General features: G+C 68.5%; 21 protein-coding genes and 1 pseudogene. 14 read left to right on the top strand and 8 right to left on the bottom strand.

The window, feature by feature from the left end:
• Positions 1-55: 55 nt before the first annotated feature.
• Positions 56-622: a DJ-1/PfpI family protein gene (locus tag ACFXHE_RS17225; protein WP_379384058.1), complete on the bottom strand. Its 567-nt coding sequence runs from the start codon at positions 620-622 to the stop codon at positions 56-58.
• A 76-nt stretch (positions 623-698) separates the two neighbouring features.
• On the opposite strand from ACFXHE_RS17225, the gene ACFXHE_RS17230 reads away from it, so the two are divergent.
• Positions 699-1,868 carry a DUF1254 domain-containing protein gene (locus ACFXHE_RS17230; RefSeq protein ID WP_379384060.1) on the top strand — a complete coding sequence of 390 codons (1,170 nt, stop codon included), beginning with the start codon at positions 699-701 and terminating at the stop codon, positions 1,866-1,868.
• An 84-nt stretch (positions 1,869-1,952) separates the two neighbouring features.
• Here the strand turns inward: ACFXHE_RS17230 and ACFXHE_RS17235 are convergent, their stop codons facing one another.
• Positions 1,953-3,401 carry an ABC1 kinase family protein gene (locus tag ACFXHE_RS17235; RefSeq protein ID WP_379384062.1) on the bottom strand — a complete coding sequence of 483 codons (1,449 nt, stop codon included), beginning with the start codon at positions 3,399-3,401 and terminating at the stop codon, positions 1,953-1,955.
• A gap of 155 nt (positions 3,402-3,556) precedes the next feature.
• On the opposite strand from ACFXHE_RS17235, the gene ACFXHE_RS17240 reads away from it, so the two are divergent.
• Both ACFXHE_RS17240 and ACFXHE_RS17245 read left to right on the top strand, forming a co-directional pair.
• Complete coding sequence (locus tag ACFXHE_RS17240; protein WP_379384064.1) at positions 3,557-4,333, top strand: GntR family transcriptional regulator; 777 nt, start codon at positions 3,557-3,559, stop codon at positions 4,331-4,333.
• A gap of 714 nt (positions 4,334-5,047) precedes the next feature.
• Positions 5,048-6,025, top strand: coding sequence for an oxidoreductase (locus ACFXHE_RS17245; protein WP_379384066.1), 978 nt, complete (start codon positions 5,048-5,050; stop codon positions 6,023-6,025).
• Positions 6,026-6,038: 13 nt separating this feature from the next.
• On the opposite strand, the pseudogene ACFXHE_RS17250 reads toward ACFXHE_RS17245, so the two are convergent.
• The 3 genes and pseudogenes from ACFXHE_RS17250 to ACFXHE_RS17260 all read right to left on the bottom strand — a co-directional run bounded on the left by ACFXHE_RS17250 (position 6,039) and on the right by ACFXHE_RS17260 (position 7,948).
• Positions 6,039-6,442 (bottom strand): annotated as a pseudogene (locus ACFXHE_RS17250) (VOC family protein).
• Between the two features lie 31 nt (positions 6,443-6,473).
• On the bottom strand, positions 6,474-6,986 hold the full coding sequence (locus tag ACFXHE_RS17255; RefSeq protein ID WP_379384068.1) for a DUF664 domain-containing protein: 513 nt from the start codon (positions 6,984-6,986) through the stop codon (positions 6,474-6,476).
• A gap of 29 nt (positions 6,987-7,015) precedes the next feature.
• Entirely contained in the window at positions 7,016-7,948 is a 933-nt protein-coding gene (locus ACFXHE_RS17260; protein ID WP_379384070.1) for a LysR family transcriptional regulator, read from the bottom strand.
• A gap of 125 nt (positions 7,949-8,073) precedes the next feature.
• Between ACFXHE_RS17260 and ACFXHE_RS17265 the strand changes: the two genes are divergently transcribed.
• Positions 8,074-8,253 (top strand): hypothetical protein, encoded by a 180-nt coding sequence (locus tag ACFXHE_RS17265; protein ID WP_379384072.1) that lies wholly within the window; start codon positions 8,074-8,076, stop codon positions 8,251-8,253.
• A gap of 27 nt (positions 8,254-8,280) precedes the next feature.
• Positions 8,281-9,072 carry an MFS transporter gene (locus ACFXHE_RS17270; protein ID WP_379384074.1) on the top strand — a complete coding sequence of 264 codons (792 nt, stop codon included), beginning with the start codon at positions 8,281-8,283 and terminating at the stop codon, positions 9,070-9,072.
• On the opposite strand, the gene ACFXHE_RS17275 is transcribed toward ACFXHE_RS17270, so the two are convergent.
• Positions 9,062-9,415, bottom strand: coding sequence for a YggT family protein (locus tag ACFXHE_RS17275; RefSeq protein WP_379384076.1), 354 nt, complete (start codon positions 9,413-9,415; stop codon positions 9,062-9,064). The two genes, ACFXHE_RS17270 and ACFXHE_RS17275, sit on opposite strands and share 11 nt — an antisense overlap.
• Before the next feature lie 93 nt (positions 9,416-9,508).
• On the opposite strand from ACFXHE_RS17275, the gene ACFXHE_RS17280 reads away from it, so the two are divergent.
• Positions 9,509-9,763, top strand: a complete 255-nt coding sequence (locus ACFXHE_RS17280; RefSeq protein ID WP_379384078.1) for a hypothetical protein — start codon at positions 9,509-9,511, stop codon at positions 9,761-9,763.
• A gap of 35 nt (positions 9,764-9,798) precedes the next feature.
• Here ACFXHE_RS17280 and ACFXHE_RS17285 read toward each other — a convergent pair whose 3' ends face one another.
• Complete coding sequence (locus ACFXHE_RS17285) at positions 9,799-10,836, bottom strand: YbhN family protein (RefSeq protein ID WP_379384080.1); 1,038 nt, start codon at positions 10,834-10,836, stop codon at positions 9,799-9,801.
• Between the two features lie 505 nt (positions 10,837-11,341).
• On the opposite strand from ACFXHE_RS17285, the gene ACFXHE_RS17290 reads away from it, so the two are divergent.
• The 5 genes from ACFXHE_RS17290 (at position 11,342) to ACFXHE_RS17310 (ending at position 16,205) form a co-directional block, all read left to right on the top strand.
• Positions 11,342-12,295: an acyl-ACP desaturase gene (locus tag ACFXHE_RS17290; protein ID WP_379384082.1), complete on the top strand. Its 954-nt coding sequence runs from the start codon at positions 11,342-11,344 to the stop codon at positions 12,293-12,295.
• An 89-nt stretch (positions 12,296-12,384) separates the two neighbouring features.
• Positions 12,385-12,693, top strand: coding sequence for a hypothetical protein (locus ACFXHE_RS17295; protein ID WP_379384084.1), 309 nt, complete (start codon positions 12,385-12,387; stop codon positions 12,691-12,693).
• A 277-nt stretch (positions 12,694-12,970) separates the two neighbouring features.
• Positions 12,971-14,569 carry an alpha/beta hydrolase gene (locus tag ACFXHE_RS17300; RefSeq protein WP_379384086.1) on the top strand — a complete coding sequence of 533 codons (1,599 nt, stop codon included), beginning with the start codon at positions 12,971-12,973 and terminating at the stop codon, positions 14,567-14,569.
• A 255-nt stretch (positions 14,570-14,824) separates the two neighbouring features.
• Complete coding sequence (locus tag ACFXHE_RS17305; protein WP_379384088.1) at positions 14,825-15,610, top strand: hypothetical protein; 786 nt, start codon at positions 14,825-14,827, stop codon at positions 15,608-15,610.
• Between the two features lie 130 nt (positions 15,611-15,740).
• The gene (locus ACFXHE_RS17310) at positions 15,741-16,205 is read left to right on the top strand and encodes a DUF2231 domain-containing protein (protein ID WP_379384090.1); all 465 of its coding nucleotides are present in this window, start codon (positions 15,741-15,743) and stop codon (positions 16,203-16,205) included.
• Positions 16,206-16,275: 70 nt separating this feature from the next.
• Here ACFXHE_RS17310 and lexA read toward each other — a convergent pair whose 3' ends face one another.
• Positions 16,276-17,064 carry a transcriptional repressor LexA gene (gene lexA / locus ACFXHE_RS17315; protein WP_379384092.1) on the bottom strand — a complete coding sequence of 263 codons (789 nt, stop codon included), beginning with the start codon at positions 17,062-17,064 and terminating at the stop codon, positions 16,276-16,278.
• Between the two features lie 222 nt (positions 17,065-17,286).
• Between lexA and ACFXHE_RS17320 the strand changes: the two genes are divergently transcribed.
• From ACFXHE_RS17320 to nrdR, 3 genes are all read left to right on the top strand, one after another.
• Positions 17,287-17,691 (top strand): hypothetical protein, encoded by a 405-nt coding sequence (locus tag ACFXHE_RS17320; RefSeq protein ID WP_379384094.1) that lies wholly within the window; start codon positions 17,287-17,289, stop codon positions 17,689-17,691.
• 186 nt (positions 17,692-17,877) lie between these two features.
• The gene (locus ACFXHE_RS17325; protein ID WP_379384095.1) at positions 17,878-19,101 is read left to right on the top strand and encodes a hypothetical protein; all 1,224 of its coding nucleotides are present in this window, start codon (positions 17,878-17,880) and stop codon (positions 19,099-19,101) included.
• A 106-nt stretch (positions 19,102-19,207) separates the two neighbouring features.
• Positions 19,208-19,684: a transcriptional regulator NrdR gene (nrdR, locus tag ACFXHE_RS17330; RefSeq protein WP_354848181.1), complete on the top strand. Its 477-nt coding sequence runs from the start codon at positions 19,208-19,210 to the stop codon at positions 19,682-19,684.
• The last annotated feature ends 142 nt before the right edge of the window (positions 19,685-19,826 follow it).

Genomic DNA, 19,826 nt, shown 5'->3' on the forward strand with positions numbered 1-19,826 from the left:
TCGGTTCTATGCCCGACCCCGGTCCTGTTCTATGCCGCCACGATGTGCGGGATCGTCAGGCGGTGGGCGGAGCGGATTTGCGCAGCACGTCGAGGAAGGCACGCATCCATTGCGGATGGTCGGGCCAGGCGCGCCCGGTGATCAGATTGCCGTCGACATGGTCCGGGCTGTCGACCCATTGCCCTCCGGCCGCCACCACATCGGGTTCGAGCGCCGGGTAACTGCTCGAGGACCGGTCCCGCAGCACGCCCGCGGCCGCCAGGATCAGCGGTCCGTGACACAGCGCCGCGATCGGCTTGTCCGTTTCCGCGAAGTGCTGGACGATCCGCCGGCAATCCTGGTCCCCGCGCAGATACTCCGGCGCCCGCCCACCTGGAATCACCAGCGCCACATACCGGCTCGGATCAACCTCCGCGAACGCCAGATCAGCGGGCCAGGTCCGTCCCAGCTTCTCGGTATAGGTGTCGAACCCCTCGGTGAAGTCGTGGACCACGAACTGCAACTGTTTCCGAGCCGGAGCCGCGATATCGACCTCGTACCCCTCTTCCAGCAATCGCTGATAGGGATACATCACCTCGAGGTCCTCGGCAGCATCCCCGGTGATCAAGAGCACCTTCGTCATGGCGCACCTCCCAGAGAATGGTATCGAGACCGCTCATCACCCAACCCCTTTTCGGAACACCTGATCGCACGACCCGGTGCCGTATCGCGGTTCGGCCGCGGCGGTCACCCGGGCTGGATGTCGGGGAGTCCCCGCCCACGCCCCCGTCACCCCGGTTCGGCGCGGCGAAGAAGTGTTGCAGATTCCGGTCATGCCCGACCGCTACTGGCTGGCCCAGATGATGGACGCCTGGACCAATACCGTCCACAACCCCTCCAGCGTGCACCCGCAGATATCCGGCGGCGGTCGGTCCGGCCCGTCCATGTACGCCGTCACCGGCCCCGGCTGGAACGGGCAGCTTCCCGATGGGCTCACTCGCCTGGACATGCCCACCGGTACGACGTGGATCATCATTCGTTTCGCTCTCAACAGCCCGGACGACCACGACGCGGTCATCGCTCTGCAGAACCAGATCAAGCTCATGCCGCTGAGCGCCTGGACCGCCAACCCGGACACGCCCACGCCCAATGGTGCACCGGGCAGCATGTCCGGCAGCCCGGCCAAGCAGGTCCAAAACATGGACGGTGCAGCCTTTTTCGCCAAGCTCAATGAGCTGATGGCGGCCGATGCTCCCGCACCCGCCGATGCCGACGCGCTCGCCCGATTCGCCGGCCTGGGCATCAAGCCCGGTGGCTCGGTCACCGGCATCGACGCCGACACTCTGAACGCCGCGGTCCACGACGCCCAGCAGCGGATCCACGACTACAAGAATCCGGGTGCCAAGGACGTCAACGGCTGGAGCTATGCCACCAACCTCGGCACCTACGGCACCGATTACCCGTTGCGCGCCAACACGGCATCGACCGCCCTCGGCGCGAATCTCCCCGCCGACGCGATCTATCCGATGATGGGCACTGTTCCCGCCGACTCCGGCGGTACCCCGCGCACGTACCGATGCCACTTTCCGGCAGGCCAGCTGCCGCTCGCGGACGCCTTCTGGTCGCTGACCGCCTATACCGCCGACCACTTCCTGGTCCCCAACCCGGACAACATCTACTCCGTCGGCCATCAGCCCGCCGTGACCCCCAACCCCGATGGTTCGGTGGATCTCGTCCTGCAGGCCGCCAAGCCCGGACCCGAAGTCCCCCAGGGCAACTGGCTGCCGATCCCATCCTCCGGGACGTTCAATCTCGCCATGCGCCTCTACGCACCGCGCGACGACGCCAATGGAAGCTGGCGGCCGCCCGCGCTCACCCCGAACAGCTGAACCGCGGGCAGGCCGGCATGAGCGCAGACCAGGAGTCGCGGTCATGCCGGCCGATGCGCGAGACCCGTTGCGATGGTGGGGAGTTCAGCCGACTATCGAGGCGCGGCGATCCGGCGGGACCGGGCGCAGGTGCCGGACGACGGCCAGGTCGGTGGGCTGGGCGTGGCGGGTGTCGTAGCGGTCGAAGACCGCGGCCAATTCCGGTGACCAGCGCGCGAATTCGGCTCGGATGGGCCCCTCGGTCTCCAATTGGCACACCACGCCCAGCGCGGTCAGGAAGCAGCGCGCGAAGGGGGTGAAGTAGGCGGGCATGTCCAGTTGCCGGTGGACATTGGACAACCGCGGCGCCAGCACCGAGCGGACGTGGCCGCGCAGCCAGGCGGTGGTGAGCCGGAAGCTGGGCACGGTGAGCGGTTCGCCGACCGCGTCGAGCCCCTCGGCCAAGGCGGCCACGTCGTAGTTGCGTCCGGGCCGCACGAAGCCGTGGCGCCGCACCGCCGCGTCCAATTCCGGTATGCCGCCATTGAACGCGGCCCCCATCACCTCGCCCACCAACGCCTCGAAGCCCGGGGGCGGCCAGGGCGTGCAGGCCCCGAAATCCACCACGCCCAGCCGCCCGTCGGGCAGCACCCGGAAATTGCCCGGGTGCGGGTCGCAGTACAGGAGGCCGGTGCGCGACCAGGTCGACAGCAGGAATCGGATGATGAGCATCCCGACCCGGCTGCGCTCCTCGGGCGCACCGGATTCGATGATCCGCGAAACCGGTGTGCCGGTGAGCCATTCGGTCACGATCACATCGCCGCGCTGCGTGATCACGCCGGGCACCGCGAAATCCGGATCGCCGGCGTACGCCTCGGCGAAGCGCCGCTGATGGTCGGCCTCGGCCGCATAGTCGAGTTCGTCGGCCACACAGGTGCAGATGGCCTCGGTCACCGCGGGTACGTCCGCGCCGGGCGCGAACACCGTGGCCAGCACCGAGAGTCGGCGCAGCTGTTCCAGATCCGCGAGCACCGCCTGGTGCGCGCCCGGATACATGACCTTGACCGCCACCGGCCGCCCGTCGCGCCACACCGCGCGATGCACCTGTCCGATGGAGGCCGCCGCGGCCCGCCGATCGTCGAATTCGGTGAAGTGCCAGCGCCAGTTCTCGCCCATGCCCGCGACCATGGCCTCGTGCACGGTGCCGGGCAGCATGGTGGGCACGGCATCCTGCAGCTGGGTGAGCGCGGTCCGGTACGGCAACGCGATCTCCGAGGGCAGCGCGAGTTCGTAGAGTGAGAGCAACTGCCCGAGTTTGGTGGCGCAGCCCTTCAATTCGCCGAGTACCTCGAAAATGTGCTGGGCGGTGCGCATCCGGATCTCGAAGTCCACCTCGGCCGCGGATCGGCCGAGGGCCCGCTTGCCGACCCCGGCGGCCTGCCGGCCCGCGAATGCGACCGGAAGACTGGCGATTCGCGCATTGCGGACCGCGCCGCGAACCGGCGGCCTGCCCCCGTCGTCCCCCGACCGTTCCCCGATACGCCGAATCGACATTGCTCACCTCGTCGTGTGCGCGGCACCGCGCCGGCGTCCGGTGTGGCCCTCACCAGGTCCGATGAGTGGCCCGCCCCGGCGCATGCACGTGCAGTTTGGCACACGAAAGTCTAAACTGTCTGGGACGTATCCGAAAGTTGTCGAAAGGTGACAGGATGGGTGCCCAGACGGTCGTGTCCGATGTCGCGGACGAGCTCGCTCGCCGCGTCGCGACCGGTGAGTACGCGCCCGGTGATCTGATGCCGTCGGTCCGCCAGGTCGCCGAGGAATTCGATATGAACCGGGCCACAGCGCAATTGGTGCTGGGCCGGCTGGAGTCCTACGGCTTCGTGGACGCGCATCGCGGCCGCGGTTTCACCGTCCGGGATGTGCGCCGCGCGGGCGGGGTGGATGTGTACCGGCGGCTGTTCCGGCTGTCCATGCACGCGCCCGGGGTGGCCGCCGAGATGTTCGGCAATATCGTGGCGGCCGAGCGCGCCATCGTGCTGGAGGCACTGCTCGACTACACCGCCGCCGAGCGCGGCATCGAACCCGCGGTGCTGACCGCCGCGGTCGACCAACTCGAAACCCAGGCCCGCAGCGCCGAACCCGATCACACCCGGATGCTCGAGCTCGAGGTCGGCCTGGTGCGCCTGGTGCTGACCGATCTGGGCCACACCATGCAGCGTGCGGTGCTCAATTCGGTGGGGGAGATGCTGTTCGAGGTGCCGGAGGCGGTGGAGGCGTACTTCGCGGCCTCCGCCGATCTGCACGTACTGGTGTGGCGGGCGCTGCTGGCGGTGTGGGAATCCACGGCCGGTCCGTCCCAGGCACAGCTGGCGCTGTTCGAGGATCTGTTCGCCATGTACCACGAGAAGGTGCTGGCCAGATTCGACGAACTGCTGGGTGTGGGCCTGGGTTCCGGGGTGCACCGGCAGAGCGTGTCCGCCTGATCAGACGGCGGTCGCCATGGCCGCCGCCACGAGCGCGCCGATGATGGCCAGCGCTAGCACCGCCAGGATCACCCGGTTGCCTTTGGTGGGTGGCTCGGCGGGTGGATGGACGGTCATGGATCTGTCTCCTCATCGATGTGGGTGGTGGAGGCCATCGTATTCCGGGGGCTCCCAATATGTTTGGAGTCCTCGACGTTGGGGCATTATCTCGGCCGCTTCCCTGGCCACGCCGAGGAAACCGGGGTGGTCGATGAGGAAACGCGCCACCCGCTCAACCTCGGGTCCGCTCGTCACCCCCATGAGGGTCCAGTAGATGCGGGGCAGGCGCGGGTGAGCCGGTAGACCAGCCAGTATTCGGTTTTCCGCACAGGCGAACAGCATTCCGTCGAAGTCGCGGGCGGCGCCTTCGCGGCGACAGTCGTCGCGGTATCGGATGCCGTTGATGAACGGGAGCCAGGAAAATGTGCCGTCGACTTGGAGGGCATCCCACACCTGGTGCGGCGGGGAGGGGAATTCGCGCCGGACGGTATCGCTCCCACTGTGACGATGACGATGATGGTGGCGAGCATGACGGACTCTCTTCCGCTGGATTGTCTCAGACAGGATAGGGACGGGATCGGATCCCGGCTAGTCGACTCCGCTCGCGGAACTGCGGGGTCCCACGTCGCCAGGTACATTGTCCCAGACGGAAATTCGAGCGAGGAGAACGACCGTATGACCGAGGCGCTGCCCGACCGGCCGACCGTGACCAGCCCGCCCCTGCTCGCCCGCCGCTGGACCATCGACGACATCCCCGATCAGACCGGCCGGACCGCCGTGGTCACCGGCGCCAACAGCGGACTCGGTCTGCGCACCGCGGAAGCCCTGGCCGCCAAGGGCGCCCACGTCCTGCTCGCTTGCCGCAACGAGCTCAAGGCCGCGACCGCGCTGGAGCAGGTGGGTGCCGCGGCCACCGGCCCCGAACCCGAAGTGCTGCCGCTGGATCTGGCCGACCTGACCTCCATCCGCCGCGCCGCCGACCACCTCGATGTGCGCGGCACACCCATCGACATCCTGGTCAACAATGCGGGCGTGATGGCGCTGCCGCGGCATCAGCGCACCGCCGACGGCTTCGACGCGCAGTTCGGCACCAATCACCTGGGCCACTACGCATTGACCGGACTACTGCTGCCCCAGTTGCTGCGCGCACCCGAAGCGCGCGTGGTGACCGTGTCGTCCATCGCCGCCTGGGGCGGCCTGATCAACTGGCTGGATCCGAATTGGCGTGTGGTGTACAGCCGTTGGCTGGCCTACAGCCAATCCAAACTCGCCAACCTCCTGTTCACCGCCGAACTGCAGCGGCGGGCCCGCGCCGCTGGATCGACGCTGACCGCCGTGGCCGCGCACCCGGGTCTGTCGGCGACGAATCTCTACGATTCCGGCCCGGAAAAAGGCGTGGCGGCGGCCTTCGCGGCCGTCCAGCAGCGAATGCTCTTCTCGCTGGCGCAATCCGACGCCAAGGGCGCGCTGCCGCAACTGTATGCGGCGACCATGCCCGGCCTGGCGGGCAACTCCTACTGCGGCCCGGCCTTCGAGGCCTTCGGATATCCCCGCCGCACCCTGCGAAATCCTCTCGCCTACAGCCGATTCCAGGCCCGTAAGCTCTGGGAGCTCAGCACGGAGCTGACCGGCGTCGACTACCGGTGGGCCTGACCGGCGGCCGGAGCTAGGACGGGTAGACCGCGATCTCGATGAGATTCCCGTCGAGATCGCGGCAGTAGTGCGAAACCATCTCGCCCAGCGCGCCGATCTTGACCACCGGGCCGTTGACGATCTCGACCCCGCACGCGGTCAGGTGTTCCGCGACCGCCTCGGGCGCGGCCGTGGTCACGAAGCAGAGGTCCTGTGCCCCAGCGGCTTCGGTGGCCCCGGTGGTCCAGTTCGGGTCGGTGCCATCGCACCGACCGGCCGGAGATTGATCTTCTGATTCCCGAAGGTGAGCGCGAGCCGCCCGGCGGGGCCGAACCGCTCTACGCTCATGCCCAGCACACGGGCGTACCAGTCGGCTGTCGCCACCGGATCGAGACAGTTGATGACCACATGATCGAAACGGTCCACGGTGAATGCCATGTCCGCATTCTCCGTGCGTCCCGCAGCGAGATCAACGGCGGCGCAACAGCATTCCGCGAATGTAGGCCGCCTGGCCGGAATGCTGAATATCGTCGTCGACCACGCTGATCAGGCGGACTCCCAGGGTGACCGGCGGATCCCAGCGGGTGTCGACGATGCGGGGGAGATCGGCGTCGGTGAGCGCGGACACGTACCCGATGGTCTGGTCGTGCACCGCGTCGAAGTAGCCGAGCAGCAGGTCGGGGGAAACGCCGTCCAGCCGCGCCACTTCGGCCGAACTGTGCGCGTATCCGGTGGCGGAATCGTCGAACGGCAGGTCGAATCGCTTCGCCCAGCCCTGCGCCGTCCATACCTGTTCGAGGCCCGCGACATCCGCGATGTGATCGTCCTGCACGCGGGTCAGATGCCAGATCAGCCAGGCGATGGAATTGGCTTCCCCGTCCGGCCGCGTGGCCAGTTCCGCCGGGGTGAGCCCGTCCACCGCGCCGTGCACGTTCTCCTTGATCCGTCCGAATGCGTCCACCAGCAAGTCAGCGCTCGTCATGCCCTCATCCAATCACCACGGGCCGGAGGTTATTCCGAGGCGCGCGCCCAATCCGGAACCCAGGTGCCGGGGCGGTCCACGCCCGCGCCGGCCAGATGGCCGTGCAGCGCGGCCAGCGTGGGATGGGGGTCCGCGGCGCGCTGGAGCAGGGAGTGCGGGTAGACGGGCGTGGGGTCACGCAGCGGCACCCGCCGCAGGCCGTGGGTGTCGGGCCAGAGGAAGCGGGTGTCCTCGCCGACCAGCGTTGCGACCTCCGGGGAATCGGAGACCGCGTCCAGGAGCGGCTCCAGGCCGAAATTCGGGCCGACCGAATCGATGGTGAGATCGAAGGCCGTGGCGAGTGACGCGTAATAGGCCGACCATTCGGTACCGCTCACTAGGCTCGGCATCCAGATGCGATGGCCGGCCAGATCTTCCGGCGACACTGTCCGCGCCTTGGCCAGCCGGTGGGCCGGGCCGACGAGCAACTCCAGTGGTTCGTCGAAGATCGGCGTCGCCTGCAGGCCCTCGGGCAGCGCGTGCCCCGGCGCGGGTACACAGCGGAACGCGGCGTCGACCGAGCCCTCCAGCAGCGCCTCCATGGTCGCGCTCGCGTGCGGGAGCCGCACCACGTCCAGTTCGAAATCGGGATGGGCGCGGTGGAAGTCGCGCAGCAGCCCGGCCGGGGCGAGCTGGCGACCCACCACATCCACGCGCAGCGCCCGCCGGCCCGGGCTCACCGAGGTCAGGGCGCGTTCGGCGGCGTGGAGCAGGGTGCGGGCATGGGGGAGGAAGGCTTGCCCGTCTAGGGTCAGGCGGGCGCCGCGCGCCGTGCGGGTGAACAACCGGGCGCCCAACGTCTTCTCCAGGGCCGCAATGCGTTTCGAGACCGCCTGCTGGCTGATCGACAGATCGGTGGCGGCGTCCTGGAAACGTTCCGTGTCCGCCACCGCGACGAAGGTGCGCACGGCCTCGAGATCCATGCGACGAGAGTATGCGCACAACGTCCGGTTGTGGCTCGCGGGCGGCTCGGTTGTTTGATCCCGAGGTCGCGGGTCTGCTTCGATCTTGCCGGACAACGACGGCGGGACAGCACGAGGCGGGCTGTATGACGGGCAGGCGGTCACTGAGCGTGCCGCTGGCATTCGCGGCGGGCGTGCTGAGTTTCGCGCAGCTGGTGCTGGTTTCGGTGATCGTCGCGGCCTCGGACATCGCATTCCGGGCGGCGTCGGGGGCATACCTGAAAACCCTGCTGCCCAAGGAGGACCTGCTCCTGGCGAACGGGTGATTCGAATCGACCATGTGAACGGCGGCCGTGCTGGGCCCGCCGCTCGGGGGCGCGGCGATCGGGATCTTCGGACCGGTGGTCACCGTGGCGGCCAATGCCGTCAGCTTCCTGTTGTCCGCCTTGGGAATCCGGGCCATCGGCGGCGGCGAGCCGCAGCCCGCGCCGAGCGGGAGCGGGGGCTTCCGGATGGGCGACCTGGTCGAGGGCTGGCGCTACATCCTGACCCACCGCGCGCTGCGGCCGCTGTTCGTCAACACGATCCTGGTCAACGGCCTGATCCTGGCGACCCAACCGCTGCTGGCCGTCATCATGCTGCGCGATCTCGGCTTCGCGCCCTGGCAGTACGGGCTCGCGTTCGGCATTCCCTGCCTCGGCGGCCTGATCGGCTCGCGGCTGGCGACACCGCTGGTCGGCCGGTTCGGTCAGCGCCGGGTGCTCATCGCCGCCGGGATGCTGCGCGCCTGCTGGGTGCCCGCCCTCGCCTGCATCGGCCCCGGCCTCGCCGGCCTGCTGGTGGTGATCGTGGTGGAATTCGGCCTCATCACCTGCTGCGGAGTCTTCAACCCGGTCTACGCGACCTTCCGCCTCGAACGCGCCGCAGCCGACCGCACCACCCGCATGCTCTCCGCCTGGTCCATCACCAGCAACATGAATACCGCGGCCATGACGGCCCTCTGGGGCCTCCTCGCCGCCGTCACCGGCCCCCGCACCGCCGTCGCGCACGCCGGACTACTCATGCTCGCCACGATTCCGCTGTTGCGCCCCAACAGTTTTCCCGACCTCCCCGCCGCGGAACCCGTAGCCGCCGCTACAAGCTGAAGGCGATCGCGCGCAGCACGAGCACCGCGATGAACACCACGGTGAAGGCGAGATCGATCGAGACGCCGCCGAGCCGGACCGGTTTCAGGACCCTGCGCACCGGCGCGATCACCGGCTCGGTGAGGCGATGGACGACATCCCGGGCCTTCCGCAGGGCCGGCGGGGTGTCGCCGAGCACGCCGATCCAGTCAATGATGAGGCGGGCCAGCAGCAGCAGCATGAACAGCGTCAGGGCGAGCCCGAGCAGGGAACCGAGGAATGACATGGCGAACTCCTTCGTAGTGGCCGCCCTCAGGCTGATCAACGCTGCAACGCCGGCGAAAGTGCCCTCATCGTCGACCATGATCGGGCAGGTTCGGCGGCGGGCTCGCCGCAACCGTGCGAGAATCTGGGCTGCTGTTCGCCCAGCTCACCCGAGATCGCACAAGGAGTCGCCGTGAGCAAGAAGTATCTGGTCGGCCTGCCCCTGGCCGTCGCCGCCATGTCACCGGCCCTGGCGGCCGTCGATGCCGCGACCGCCCAGGCCGCCGTTCCGACCTACACCTGTACCGCGCAGACGTGGGCGGGGGAGCAGTTGCCCGCGGTGACGGTCGAGGCCAAACACGGGAAGTATCAGGCGCAGGGCGTCGCACAGACCATGTGGGGCGGGGTCGCCAAGTTCGCGACCATCGATTGCAAGATCGGCAACTGATACCCCGCGATCGGTAACCGAATCCGAGCCCGCGCTCAGATGGCGCGGCGATGGTTCAGATAGGCGAAGGAGGCGAGGCCCAGCGGGATCTGGCACCAGAAGGTGAGGAGCCGGAATCCCAGGGCCGCGCCGACCGCCACTCCGCCGGTCAGGCCCGCGACGGCGGTGAGGCCGGCCGCGATGGTGATCTCCTTGGTGGCGACCCCGTTCGGGGAGGGCAGCAGCGGGGCCAGGGCCACGGTTACCAGTTCCACCACGAACGTGTCGGGCAGGCTGAGGTTCGCGCCGACCGCGTGCAGCACCGCCCACAGCGCCACCACCATGAGCAGCGGCTGGATCAGCGCACAGATCCACAGGGCCGCCGCGCGGCGGGGACGGACCGCGGTGGCGGCCACCGATTTCCAGGCCAGTTCGGCGTCCGAGCGCGCGTGCCGCATGCGGCCGGGCAGCTGCCGCCAGCCGCCGTGCGCCTGCACCCGGCGGTTCATCGCCCGGGCGGCCACCGCCAGGACGATGCCTCCCACGAGGACGGCGATGATCATGATGGCGGCTGTGTGCCAGAGATTTCCGCCGATCAGGTGGTGCCACCACGCCGAAGCGCGGGCACCCAGGTCGTGCCACGGGGGTGGCGCGCCATTGCGGCTCATCAGGCCAGGCGCGGCCAGCGCCGCGATCACCACCAGCGGAACCCGAACCACGAGCGCGGCGAATCCCATCAGCGCGATGGACGCCACCGCGCCGGCATGACTGAGTCCGGTGCGGCGCAGAAACCGCATCCGCAGCAGCAGTGAGGCGGCGGGCACCAAGCCGATGGCGGGCACGGCGAGCTGGAGGGCGAACAGCTGCCGGGCGGAGGTGTCGGCGGGTATCGAACCACGCAGCATGAAAACCGAGGTGGGCCAGAGGGCGAGGGTGGCGAGCGCGGCCAGGAGCAGCCAGCGCGGGTCGGCTCCGGCGAGGGCGTGGACTCCGGTCAGGACCGCATCCCGCTGCCAGAACGCCGCGGCCATCACCAGCACGGTGAAGACGATGGTGGGTAGTGCCTTTCTCGCAGATGCGGGAACGGCCGCCATCTGCCCTCCTAGCTATCGCAGATATCTTTTTTCGCCGGTGAATCGCATTTGCGCAGATCAACATCAACGCGGTCGGTGGCGCGTGGACTCGCGTCGCCCGATTGGTCCGTGGCGTGTTGCCGGGGACCCGCCTCCTGATCACGGCGCTGCCGGACCGGCGCTTCCTATCGGGCTGGTCGTTCTGCTGGCGTTGGGTGTAGCCGGCACCTGGCGGGCGAGGACTACCTGGTCCGGACCGCGGTCGCGGACCCATCGGTGATTCGAACCGAAGGCAATGGATTGCCGGGTTCATTGAACACGATTTGAAGATCGAAAACGAGTGCGGTGTTGCAGACGGAGAAAATCTTTACAGCCCATCGGTATCGATCACCCGGATTCCGCCAATCGACAGAACGGTCGTCTTCCAAGAGCGCCAGCGCGATTCACCGCAGATCCGGGTAGGCTCGCTGGCAATGGGGAGTGCCGAGATCAAGTCGTAGGGCAGGGACACGACGTGGCGAATTCCATGACCGCGAGCGCAGTGCTTGCCGAACTCGAACCGGTGGCGGAAGCGAATCTGAACCGGCACCTCTCAGTGGCCAAGGAGTGGCATCCGCACGACTACGTGCCCTGGGACGAGGGGCGCAACTTCGCCGCCCTGGGCGGAATCGACTGGGAACCCGGGCAGTCCCGGCTCAGCCCGGCGGCGCGGGCCGCCATGATCACCAATCTGCTCACCGAGGACAATCTGCCCTCCTACCACCGGCTCATCTCCGACTCGTTCACCCGCGAGCGTGCCTGGGGCACCTGGGTGGACCGCTGGACCGCCGAGGAGAACCGGCACGGGATCGCCATGCGCGACTACCTGGTGGTCACCCGCGGCGTCGATCCGGTGGCGCTCGAGCACGCCCGCATGATCTGTGTCGGGACCGGCGTCGACGACCCCACCGGCACCGGTGACCACGCCGTTCTGCACGGCGTGGCCTATGTGACGTTCCAGGAGCTGGCCACCCGTGTCTCGCACCGCAATACGGGCAAGGCCTGCCACGATCCGGTCGCCGATCGGCTGCTCGCCCGGATCGCCACCGACGAGAACCTGCACATGGTCTTCTACCGCAATATCTGCGGCGCGGCCCTGGACCTGGTCCCCGACGACGCCCTCGCGGCAATCACCGCGGTCATCGAGAACTTCCGCATGCCCGGTGCCGGCATGCCCGACTTCCGCCGCAACAGCGTCCTTATCGCTAAGCACGGCATCTACGATCTGCGCCAGCATCTCGACGAGGTGATCCTCCCGGTGCTGCGCAAATGGAACATCTTCGAGCGCACCGACTTCACCGCGCGCGGCGAGCGGATCCGGGACAGTCTGGCCACGTACCTGGACAAACTCGGCAAGGACGTGGTCCGGTTCGAAGAGCAGCGCGACCGTGCGCTCGCCCGCGATGCCGCCCGCCGCGACCACCTGAACCCACCCATGTGAACAGCCACCGCGCTCTCCACAGCCCCCGCCTTTTCGCCGAGCCCTCCCGTCCCGCCGCCGCTAGGGTGTGTCCACACGAAGGGGGAGGCATGACAGACATGCTGCGCGCCGACATCACGGCGCTTCGAGTCATGGCGGCGGGCATCCACTACGAAGCCGCGGCCATCTCGGCCATCGACCCGGTCGACCTGATCGCGAAAGTCGGTCGGGCCATGCCGAATTCCGCGATCGCCGCCGCCGCCGTCACCGTCGGCGACCCACTCCTCGCCGCCCTCCGCAGGCTGGCCACCCACCTCCACACCTTCGCCGGCACCACCGCCCACACCGCAACCACCTATGAGGCCACCGAACTAGCCCTCGAAACCCAGCTGGACGGCTACCTGCACGGCGCGTCCTGACCGGCCCCCCGGTTCGGCGGCCGCACCAACAACGAACTCGCCTCCTGCTGAACGGTATTCGCCGTTGGCACCTACCGTGCGGCGTTCCGCGCCGAGGGTGACCAGTGGCGCGCTGGACGGGTCGGGTGCCCGGCGCGGGGGCGCTTGCGCCGGGCGGCAGTGCGGATTTCGCGAATACGAAGGGATTGCGTGGGGAGGCGCGATGGTGCGAGCGGGGTTTTCGCAAGTGCGAGGGTGGAAGCCGGGCGCTGCGATCCGCGCCAGTTCGGATGTGGCGGTGGCTGATTCGGCGTTCTCCGGGGCCATGACACGGGTGGGGCGCCTGGCCGATGTCACGGTCGCCGGGTGGCAGGGGGCGGCGGGGACGGCGGCCGCGCTGCGGGCATGGGAGTCGCAGCTGGCGGCGAACCATATCGGTGCGGCACTGCTCGACATCGCCGACGCGTTCGCCGAGGCGGGCGCGCTCGAGCGGGTGTGCGCGCTGGTCGGGCAGCTCGCGGACGAGGCGCGGGCCACCGGCTGCCGGATCGCGGAGGACGGCACGGTCCGCGGGCCGCGCTCCGAGACCGGGAACTCGGCGCTGGACTTGATCTTCCAGGCGGGCTTCGACGCGAAGGCGAAGCAGGTGCAGGCCCGGCTGGTGCCCCTGCTGGATCTCGCGGGGGAGATCGACGAGCGGGTCGGGGCCCGCCTCGGCGCGGTGGCGGAGGCGCTGGCGGGGTTGGCCGTGGATCCGACGGGTGGCGGGCCGAGCACTCGGGTCGCCGGGATTCTCGACGGGACCGCGAGTCTTCCGGAAGATCCCACAGCGCTCTGCGCGCTGTGGAAGTCGCTCACGCCCGCGGACCAGGACGCGCTGTTCGCGGCCGATCCGCTGCTCGGGGACCGCGATGGGATACCGGCATTGGCTCGCGACCACTACAACCGGATCACCTTACGGCGGTTGCAGTCCGAGGCCGCGGCGGAGGATCGGCGGCTGGCCGACCGGCACCGGGACTGGACGCAGCACGAGAACCTGCCGACCACCAGCGCGGGCTGGATTCGGTTGCGGGAGTGGGAAGCCGCGCGGGAGGAGGCGCAGACGCGCGATGCCGGGTACGCGGCGCTCGCGAATCAGGCCGGGGATCCGGGCTCGGGCCGATTGGTACTGGCGGTGGACCGGAACGGGCACGGCGCGATCGCACTGAACAATCCGGATCTCGCCGTCAATGTCGCGACCTTCGTTCCCGGTACCGGATCGTCGCTGACCGGTATCGGTGTCGGGGTCGACCGCGCGCGAGCGCTGCTCGATGCGGCCGAGCGAGCCGATCCGGCCGCGCGGACGTCGGTCATCGCGTGGTACGGGTACGACGCACCGCCGGATCTGGCCGAGGCGGCGCGTGATCGCCGGGCTCGGGCGGGCGCGCCCGCGCTGGATCGGTTCGAGAGTGGCTTGCGGGCCGGCCACCCGGGGCTCGCGGCCCACCAGACGGTCGTCGGGCACAGCTACGGGAGCGCCGTGATCGGAGCGGCGGCCAGCGGAGCGAACTCTCTGGCGGCCGACGATGTGGTGTTCGTGGGAAGTCCTGGGGTAGGTGTTGATGATGTTTCGGAATTGCATTTGACGGGTATTCCTGCGGGCCACAACGGTGCGCATGTCTATGCCACCGCCGACCCCGCTGATCCGGTGCCCAAGTTCGGACAGTTTCTCCATGGGGTCGATCCGGTCGATCGCGAATTTCGCGCAACGGCTTTCACTTCTTCCGGGGCCACTATCGACCTTCCCGTGTTGCGGGCCCTGCCGTTCGATGTCGTGTCACACGGAAACTACTGGGAGCCTGCGAATCCGGGCTTGCGGCATCAGGGGGAAATCATCGCCGGACGCTATGGCCAATGATCCCGAACGGGCGGTTCGTTGCGTCGTGATAGCCGTAACTGCTGGTTGCGGATTGGTTGCGGGAGTGTCCGTACCACGGCTCTGGGCGGCCGACCAAACTGGTTTGAAACGGTCGGGTTCATGCTAGGGTTCCGTCAGGTTGGAATGGGAAGTCGGAGACAAATGCGCACTGAGAACATCAATAGAAAGTTCAAACTGCACGACGAGCGCAGGATTGCCGCCCAACTTCCAGAGCAACTTCTTGGTTTAGATGTCGTGGGTTTTGGGAAGTTAGAAGAGTTTCCGGGTGAGTTGCTGAACTCCTTCGGGGAATTCGCGAACGGTTCCGTGCCCCCGCAGTCCCGCATCTATCGCAATGCGCAGCCGAATCTCATCGACGCCTGGCTGCTGGAGCTGTTGCGCGGTGCGCGCATCGGCGACCGCTTCTACCTACGCACCGGGCTGGAGTACTTCCCCTGGGCCGACTGCCGCGTCCTCGACCATCGCTGGCTGGAGTCGCTGCGCCGCGTCATGGGCACCAATCAGGGATACATTGCGCACGATAAGAACTCGGCCGTCATGACCATTGGCACGCAGTACGAGGTGCTCGGCTTCGTCGCCGGCCTGCCGAGTGGGGCCGAGGTCACGCCGGTCGAGGACGTCCCGACCCGCCGTATCGTCCAGGCCCCCGCGGGATCGCCGGATCAGGTGACCACGGCGCTCAGCGGCGACCTGCGGGCCCGCCGCCTGGCCGCGCTGAACTCCGACGCACCTGCGGCTCGCGACCTGGACCCGGCCGCTGCGCTGGCCTCCATGCCGGATCTGCCCGCGACGCCCGCCCAGGACAAGCCGGCACCCCAGATCGTGGATGTGCTACAGGTTCCCGCGCCGGAGGCGGTCGCCGCCCCCGAGCCCGCAGCGCTCGAGCCTTCCGCGTCCGCGGCGCCCGAGACCGTCGCCCCGAAGGGCGCCGCGCCGGTCGCCGCCCAGCCGATGCCCGGGCGCGACGAGGCGCCCACCCAGCTCATCTCTCGCATCGTGGTGCCCACCGAAACCGACTGACTGCTCGCGCGACCCACGGTCCCGATCCGAACTCGCCGGATGACCGTGGGTCCGAACCGAACCGGCCGGGCCCGGCTTACGTTGTTCTGATACGCCGGGCTTCGTTCGCCGAGTTCGAAAGAGCCGATATATGTCGACATTCAATGGGCTACCCGCCCATGTCCTGCTGGTGCACGTGATTGTCGTGCTGGTTCCGCTGACCGCGGGGCTGCTGATCCTGTGCGCACTGTGGCCCGCGGCCCGCAGCCGGTTGATCTGGCCGACGGCCGTCCTGGCGGTACTGGTGACGGCGTTGACGCCGGTGACCGTGGAGGCGGGGGAGTGGTTCCAGCGGCAGCTCGGTAATCCCCCGGTGGTGGACGAGCACGCGCGGCTCGGCCATCAGATGCTGTATTTCGTTGCGCCGCTGCTGGTTTCGACCGTGTTGCTGGTCTTCGTGCACCTGCGGCGCGGTCGTGGGAAGCCGCTGGGCCGGGCGGTGCCGGCGGTGATCGCACTGCTGGTGATCGCGAGCGGCGCGGCGGCCGGGTGGCAGACCTACCGGGTCGGGGACTCGGGGGCGCACGCGGTGTGGAACGGCGTGCTCAACCACTGAGGGAGACGACTGTCGTGACCCGGCGGCCGGTCTGCGGGGCGGTCGCCGGGCCACGGCAGTGCGGGCACGGTCAGATCTTGCGGATGACCGTGACGACCTTGCCGAGAATCTGGGCGTCATTGCCCGGAATCGGCTCGAACAGGGGGTTGTGCGGCATCAGCCACACCTGGGATCCGGTGCGCTTGAAGGTCTTCACGGTGGCCTCGCCCTCGATCATGGCGGCCACGATGTCCCCGTTGTCGGCCACGTTCTGCTGCCGCACGACCACCCAGTCGCCGTCGCAGATAGCGGCGTCGATCATGGACTGACCGACGACCTTCAGCAGGAACAGCGAACCCTCGCCGACCAGTTCGCGCGGCAGCGGGAAGACATCCTCCACCGCCTGCTCGGCCAGGATCGGACCACCGGCGGCGATCCGGCCCAGCACCGGGACGTAGGTCGGGGCGGGGTGCTCGTCGGAGGCGTCGGCCTCGGTATTGACCGCGCGTAGCTGCGACACGCCGGCGGTGGCGCGCATCGCCGTCTCGTCCAGGCCCCGGACATCCACGGCACGTGGGCGATTGGGGTCGCGGCGTAGATAGCCCTTGCGCTCGAGCGCCCGGAGCTGGTGTGCCACCGAGGAAGTCGAGGTGAGGCCGACGGCATCGCCGATCTCGCGGATGCTGGGTGGATAGCCGCGGTCGTGCACCGAGGTGCGGATGACCTCCAGCACCTTGCGCTGGCGCACGGTCAGATCGGCGCCGACACCGGACGATTCGGACAGGGGGCCGTTACCGTCGGGACCAAGGGGTCCGTTCTCACCATCCGCGCCGCCGTGTTCGCTCACCGCCGCCGTCCTCCGTTCACTGCTGTCGCTCACCGGAATTCGTTCCCGGATGCGGTTCATCGTGCGTCCGGGGAACTCGTGTCTCGACTGTAGTCCGTGTGACGCGTGTGATCAAACATCTGTTCGACGCATGTCGGGGAAATCAGTGACATTGTCGGTGGGCCGTGGTAGAAATTCGAACATCAGTTCTTCGAACACATGATCGAGTCAGTTGTCCAGCATCATTCGGTCCGCCCTACTTTGGAGGTTTCTTCGATGCGCGCCGTGGTCAGCGAAATCGACACTCTGGGAAGCGATCTGGGATTCGACAGCATCCCCTTGGAGCTGCGTTCGGATCGGTTCCGGACCGGGGCGCCCGCGGCTGCGGGCCGTCCCGCCCTGGACCGCCGCCCCTGCCGCGCGCGGGTCCGGCCCGTCGCCGGCGCAGGTGTTCGACGCGACCATGTCGTCGTGCGACACGCGGCCCGGCGCGCCCGTGGCGCGCATCCACTGGACCGGGTGCAGCGCGCCCAGATCGGTCTCGCGGCCCTGGCCATCACCGCATTGATGAGCGCGCTGGCCGTGGCCGGTCTGATCGGTCTGGCCCACTTGCGTTCCGGTGACTCCGATTCGCAGACCAGCCCGTCCTCGGTCCAGCTGGTCCAGGCGCCGGTGCGATAGCGAGCCCGCTGCTGCGGTAGTTGCCCGGTCATAGCCGTTATTCGGGATAGAGCTCGACGGCCATGGGCGTGGCCGAAAATGCAGATTGAAAACTGAAACGTGTTGCTAGCGTCCCCCTGGATGTGACAGAGGCTACATCCGCGCGGGCCGTGCTCCGGCCCGCGCGCACAGCGACAGGGGGCGTCAATGCCGAGAGTTCGAGGGCTGATCCGGGTGGCCGGTGTCCTCACCTGCCTGATGATCGGGCTGGTGATCGCACCGGCCGCGCATCCGGAGTCCGCCTATGCCGCGTATCTGGATCTGCCATCGGTCAATGGTGACGGCGCGGGCGGCGGCGGATTGAATCCCGCACTGCCGCTGGATCCGGATACCCTGCGTGTCGCGCTCGACGACGCGCGCGCCGCGGGTGTCGAGCCGCGGCACTACGCGACCCTGCTGCATCAGTACTGGCTGGTCACCGCGACCCAGAACGCCGATATCGACCTGGCGGCCTGGGATCCCGGGCGCGGCGTCGCGGCGAATACCCGCACCTTCACCCAGGTCTACGTGAACTACCTGCGGCTCAACAACGCTCACCCGGACTACTGGTGGACCGGTCTGGCCGGGCTGGCCGGCGGGTCGTTCGCGTCGGGCTTCTTCGACATGGGCGATATGTCGGCGATTCTCACTGTGCCGGGCATCCATCAGCTCGGTGACTCGGTGGCCGATCTAGTGCGCGGCACCCCGCCGCAGCTGCTGGACATCCTGCCCGCCGACATCCGGACCCTCGGCACCGCGGGCGAGCGGCTCACCGCCGACGATCTGGCCTGGTACCAGACCCGGCTGATGATCATGCAGAAGCACATCTTCATCGACCAGGTGCCCATGCACGAGGCCTACGCGGCCGCGGGCCTGGCCGGCGTCGAGGAGATGTACCGGGCCGGCGTGCTGGACGAGAACGCCATCACCGCCTGGCGCGAGATCGGCGCGGGCACTCCCGACGGCCTGGCCGACGCCGCGCTGCGCATGACCGACCGGGAACAGAACCAGATCATCGCCGACCAGTGGGATGTCACCTCGCACGGCCGCGGCGACATGGGCCGGGTCATGACCTACGTGAGCACGATCGCGGGCAAGGCCGCCGTTCCCGGCGTCCGCGCGCCCGGCGTCTTCGCTCCCACCACCCTCACCACGGGCGCGATGTCGCTGCGGGCCCCGCTGCCCGACTTCAACTGGGCCGACCGCGATACGCGGTGGAACTACATCACCCACGATCTGCTGCCGCGCTACCTGGAACTGTGTGCGAATCCGGGCGCCGCGAGACCGGTTCTGGCCGTGCCGTTCCCGGTCATGCTGACCAATGGGCGGCTGGTGCAGCGCTTGCCGGATCTGCTCGCCGACCTGACCTCCCAGTGGCAGGTGACCACCTGATTCGGGCCTGCGGACACGGGCGGACGCCGCCGATCGGGTCCGTCACGGTATCCTCGAGATTGCTCGAGGTTGCTGTGGAAGCCCAGGCATCGACGAAGGATCCCGGATGCATTGCCCGTACTGTCGTCATCCCGATTCGAGGGTGGTCGACTCGCGTGAGGCCGAGGAAGGCACCGCCATCAGGAGGCGACGTGCCTGTCCGGAGTGTGGGCGCAGGTTCACCACGGTCGAAACCGCGATCCTGTCGGTCGTGAAGCGCAGCGGTGTCACCGAGCCGTTCAGCCGCGAGAAGGTCATCCGCGGCGTCAGCCGCGCCTGCCAGGGCCGCGAGGTCGATTCCGATGCGCTGAACCTGCTCGCGCAGCAGGTGGAGGATGCGGTGCGCGCCAAGGGTTCCCCCGAGGTGCCCAGCCACGAGGTCGGCCTCGCCATCCTCGGCCCGCTGCGTGATCTCGACGAGGTCGCCTACCTCCGCTTCGCCTCGGTCTACCGATCCTTCAGCTCCGCCGAGGATTTCGAACGCGAGATCGCCGACTTGCGCAAGCACCGCGCCGACCACACCGTGGGCGCGGCAACCAAATAAACGGGCGACCGCTACCGGTCACCACACATCGATTCCCGGTCCGGCCCCGAGCAATTCGGAGCCGGACCGCTTCCTTTCCCGGCGCCTCATGCCCGGTGGAGGGGCGATGCGCTGGCCCGCAACCGGTTTCCGAGAAGGCTTG

It is taken from the genome of Nocardia sp. NPDC059229 (assembly GCF_042754165.1).
Classification (GTDB): Bacteria; Actinomycetota; Actinomycetes; order Mycobacteriales; family Mycobacteriaceae; genus Nocardia.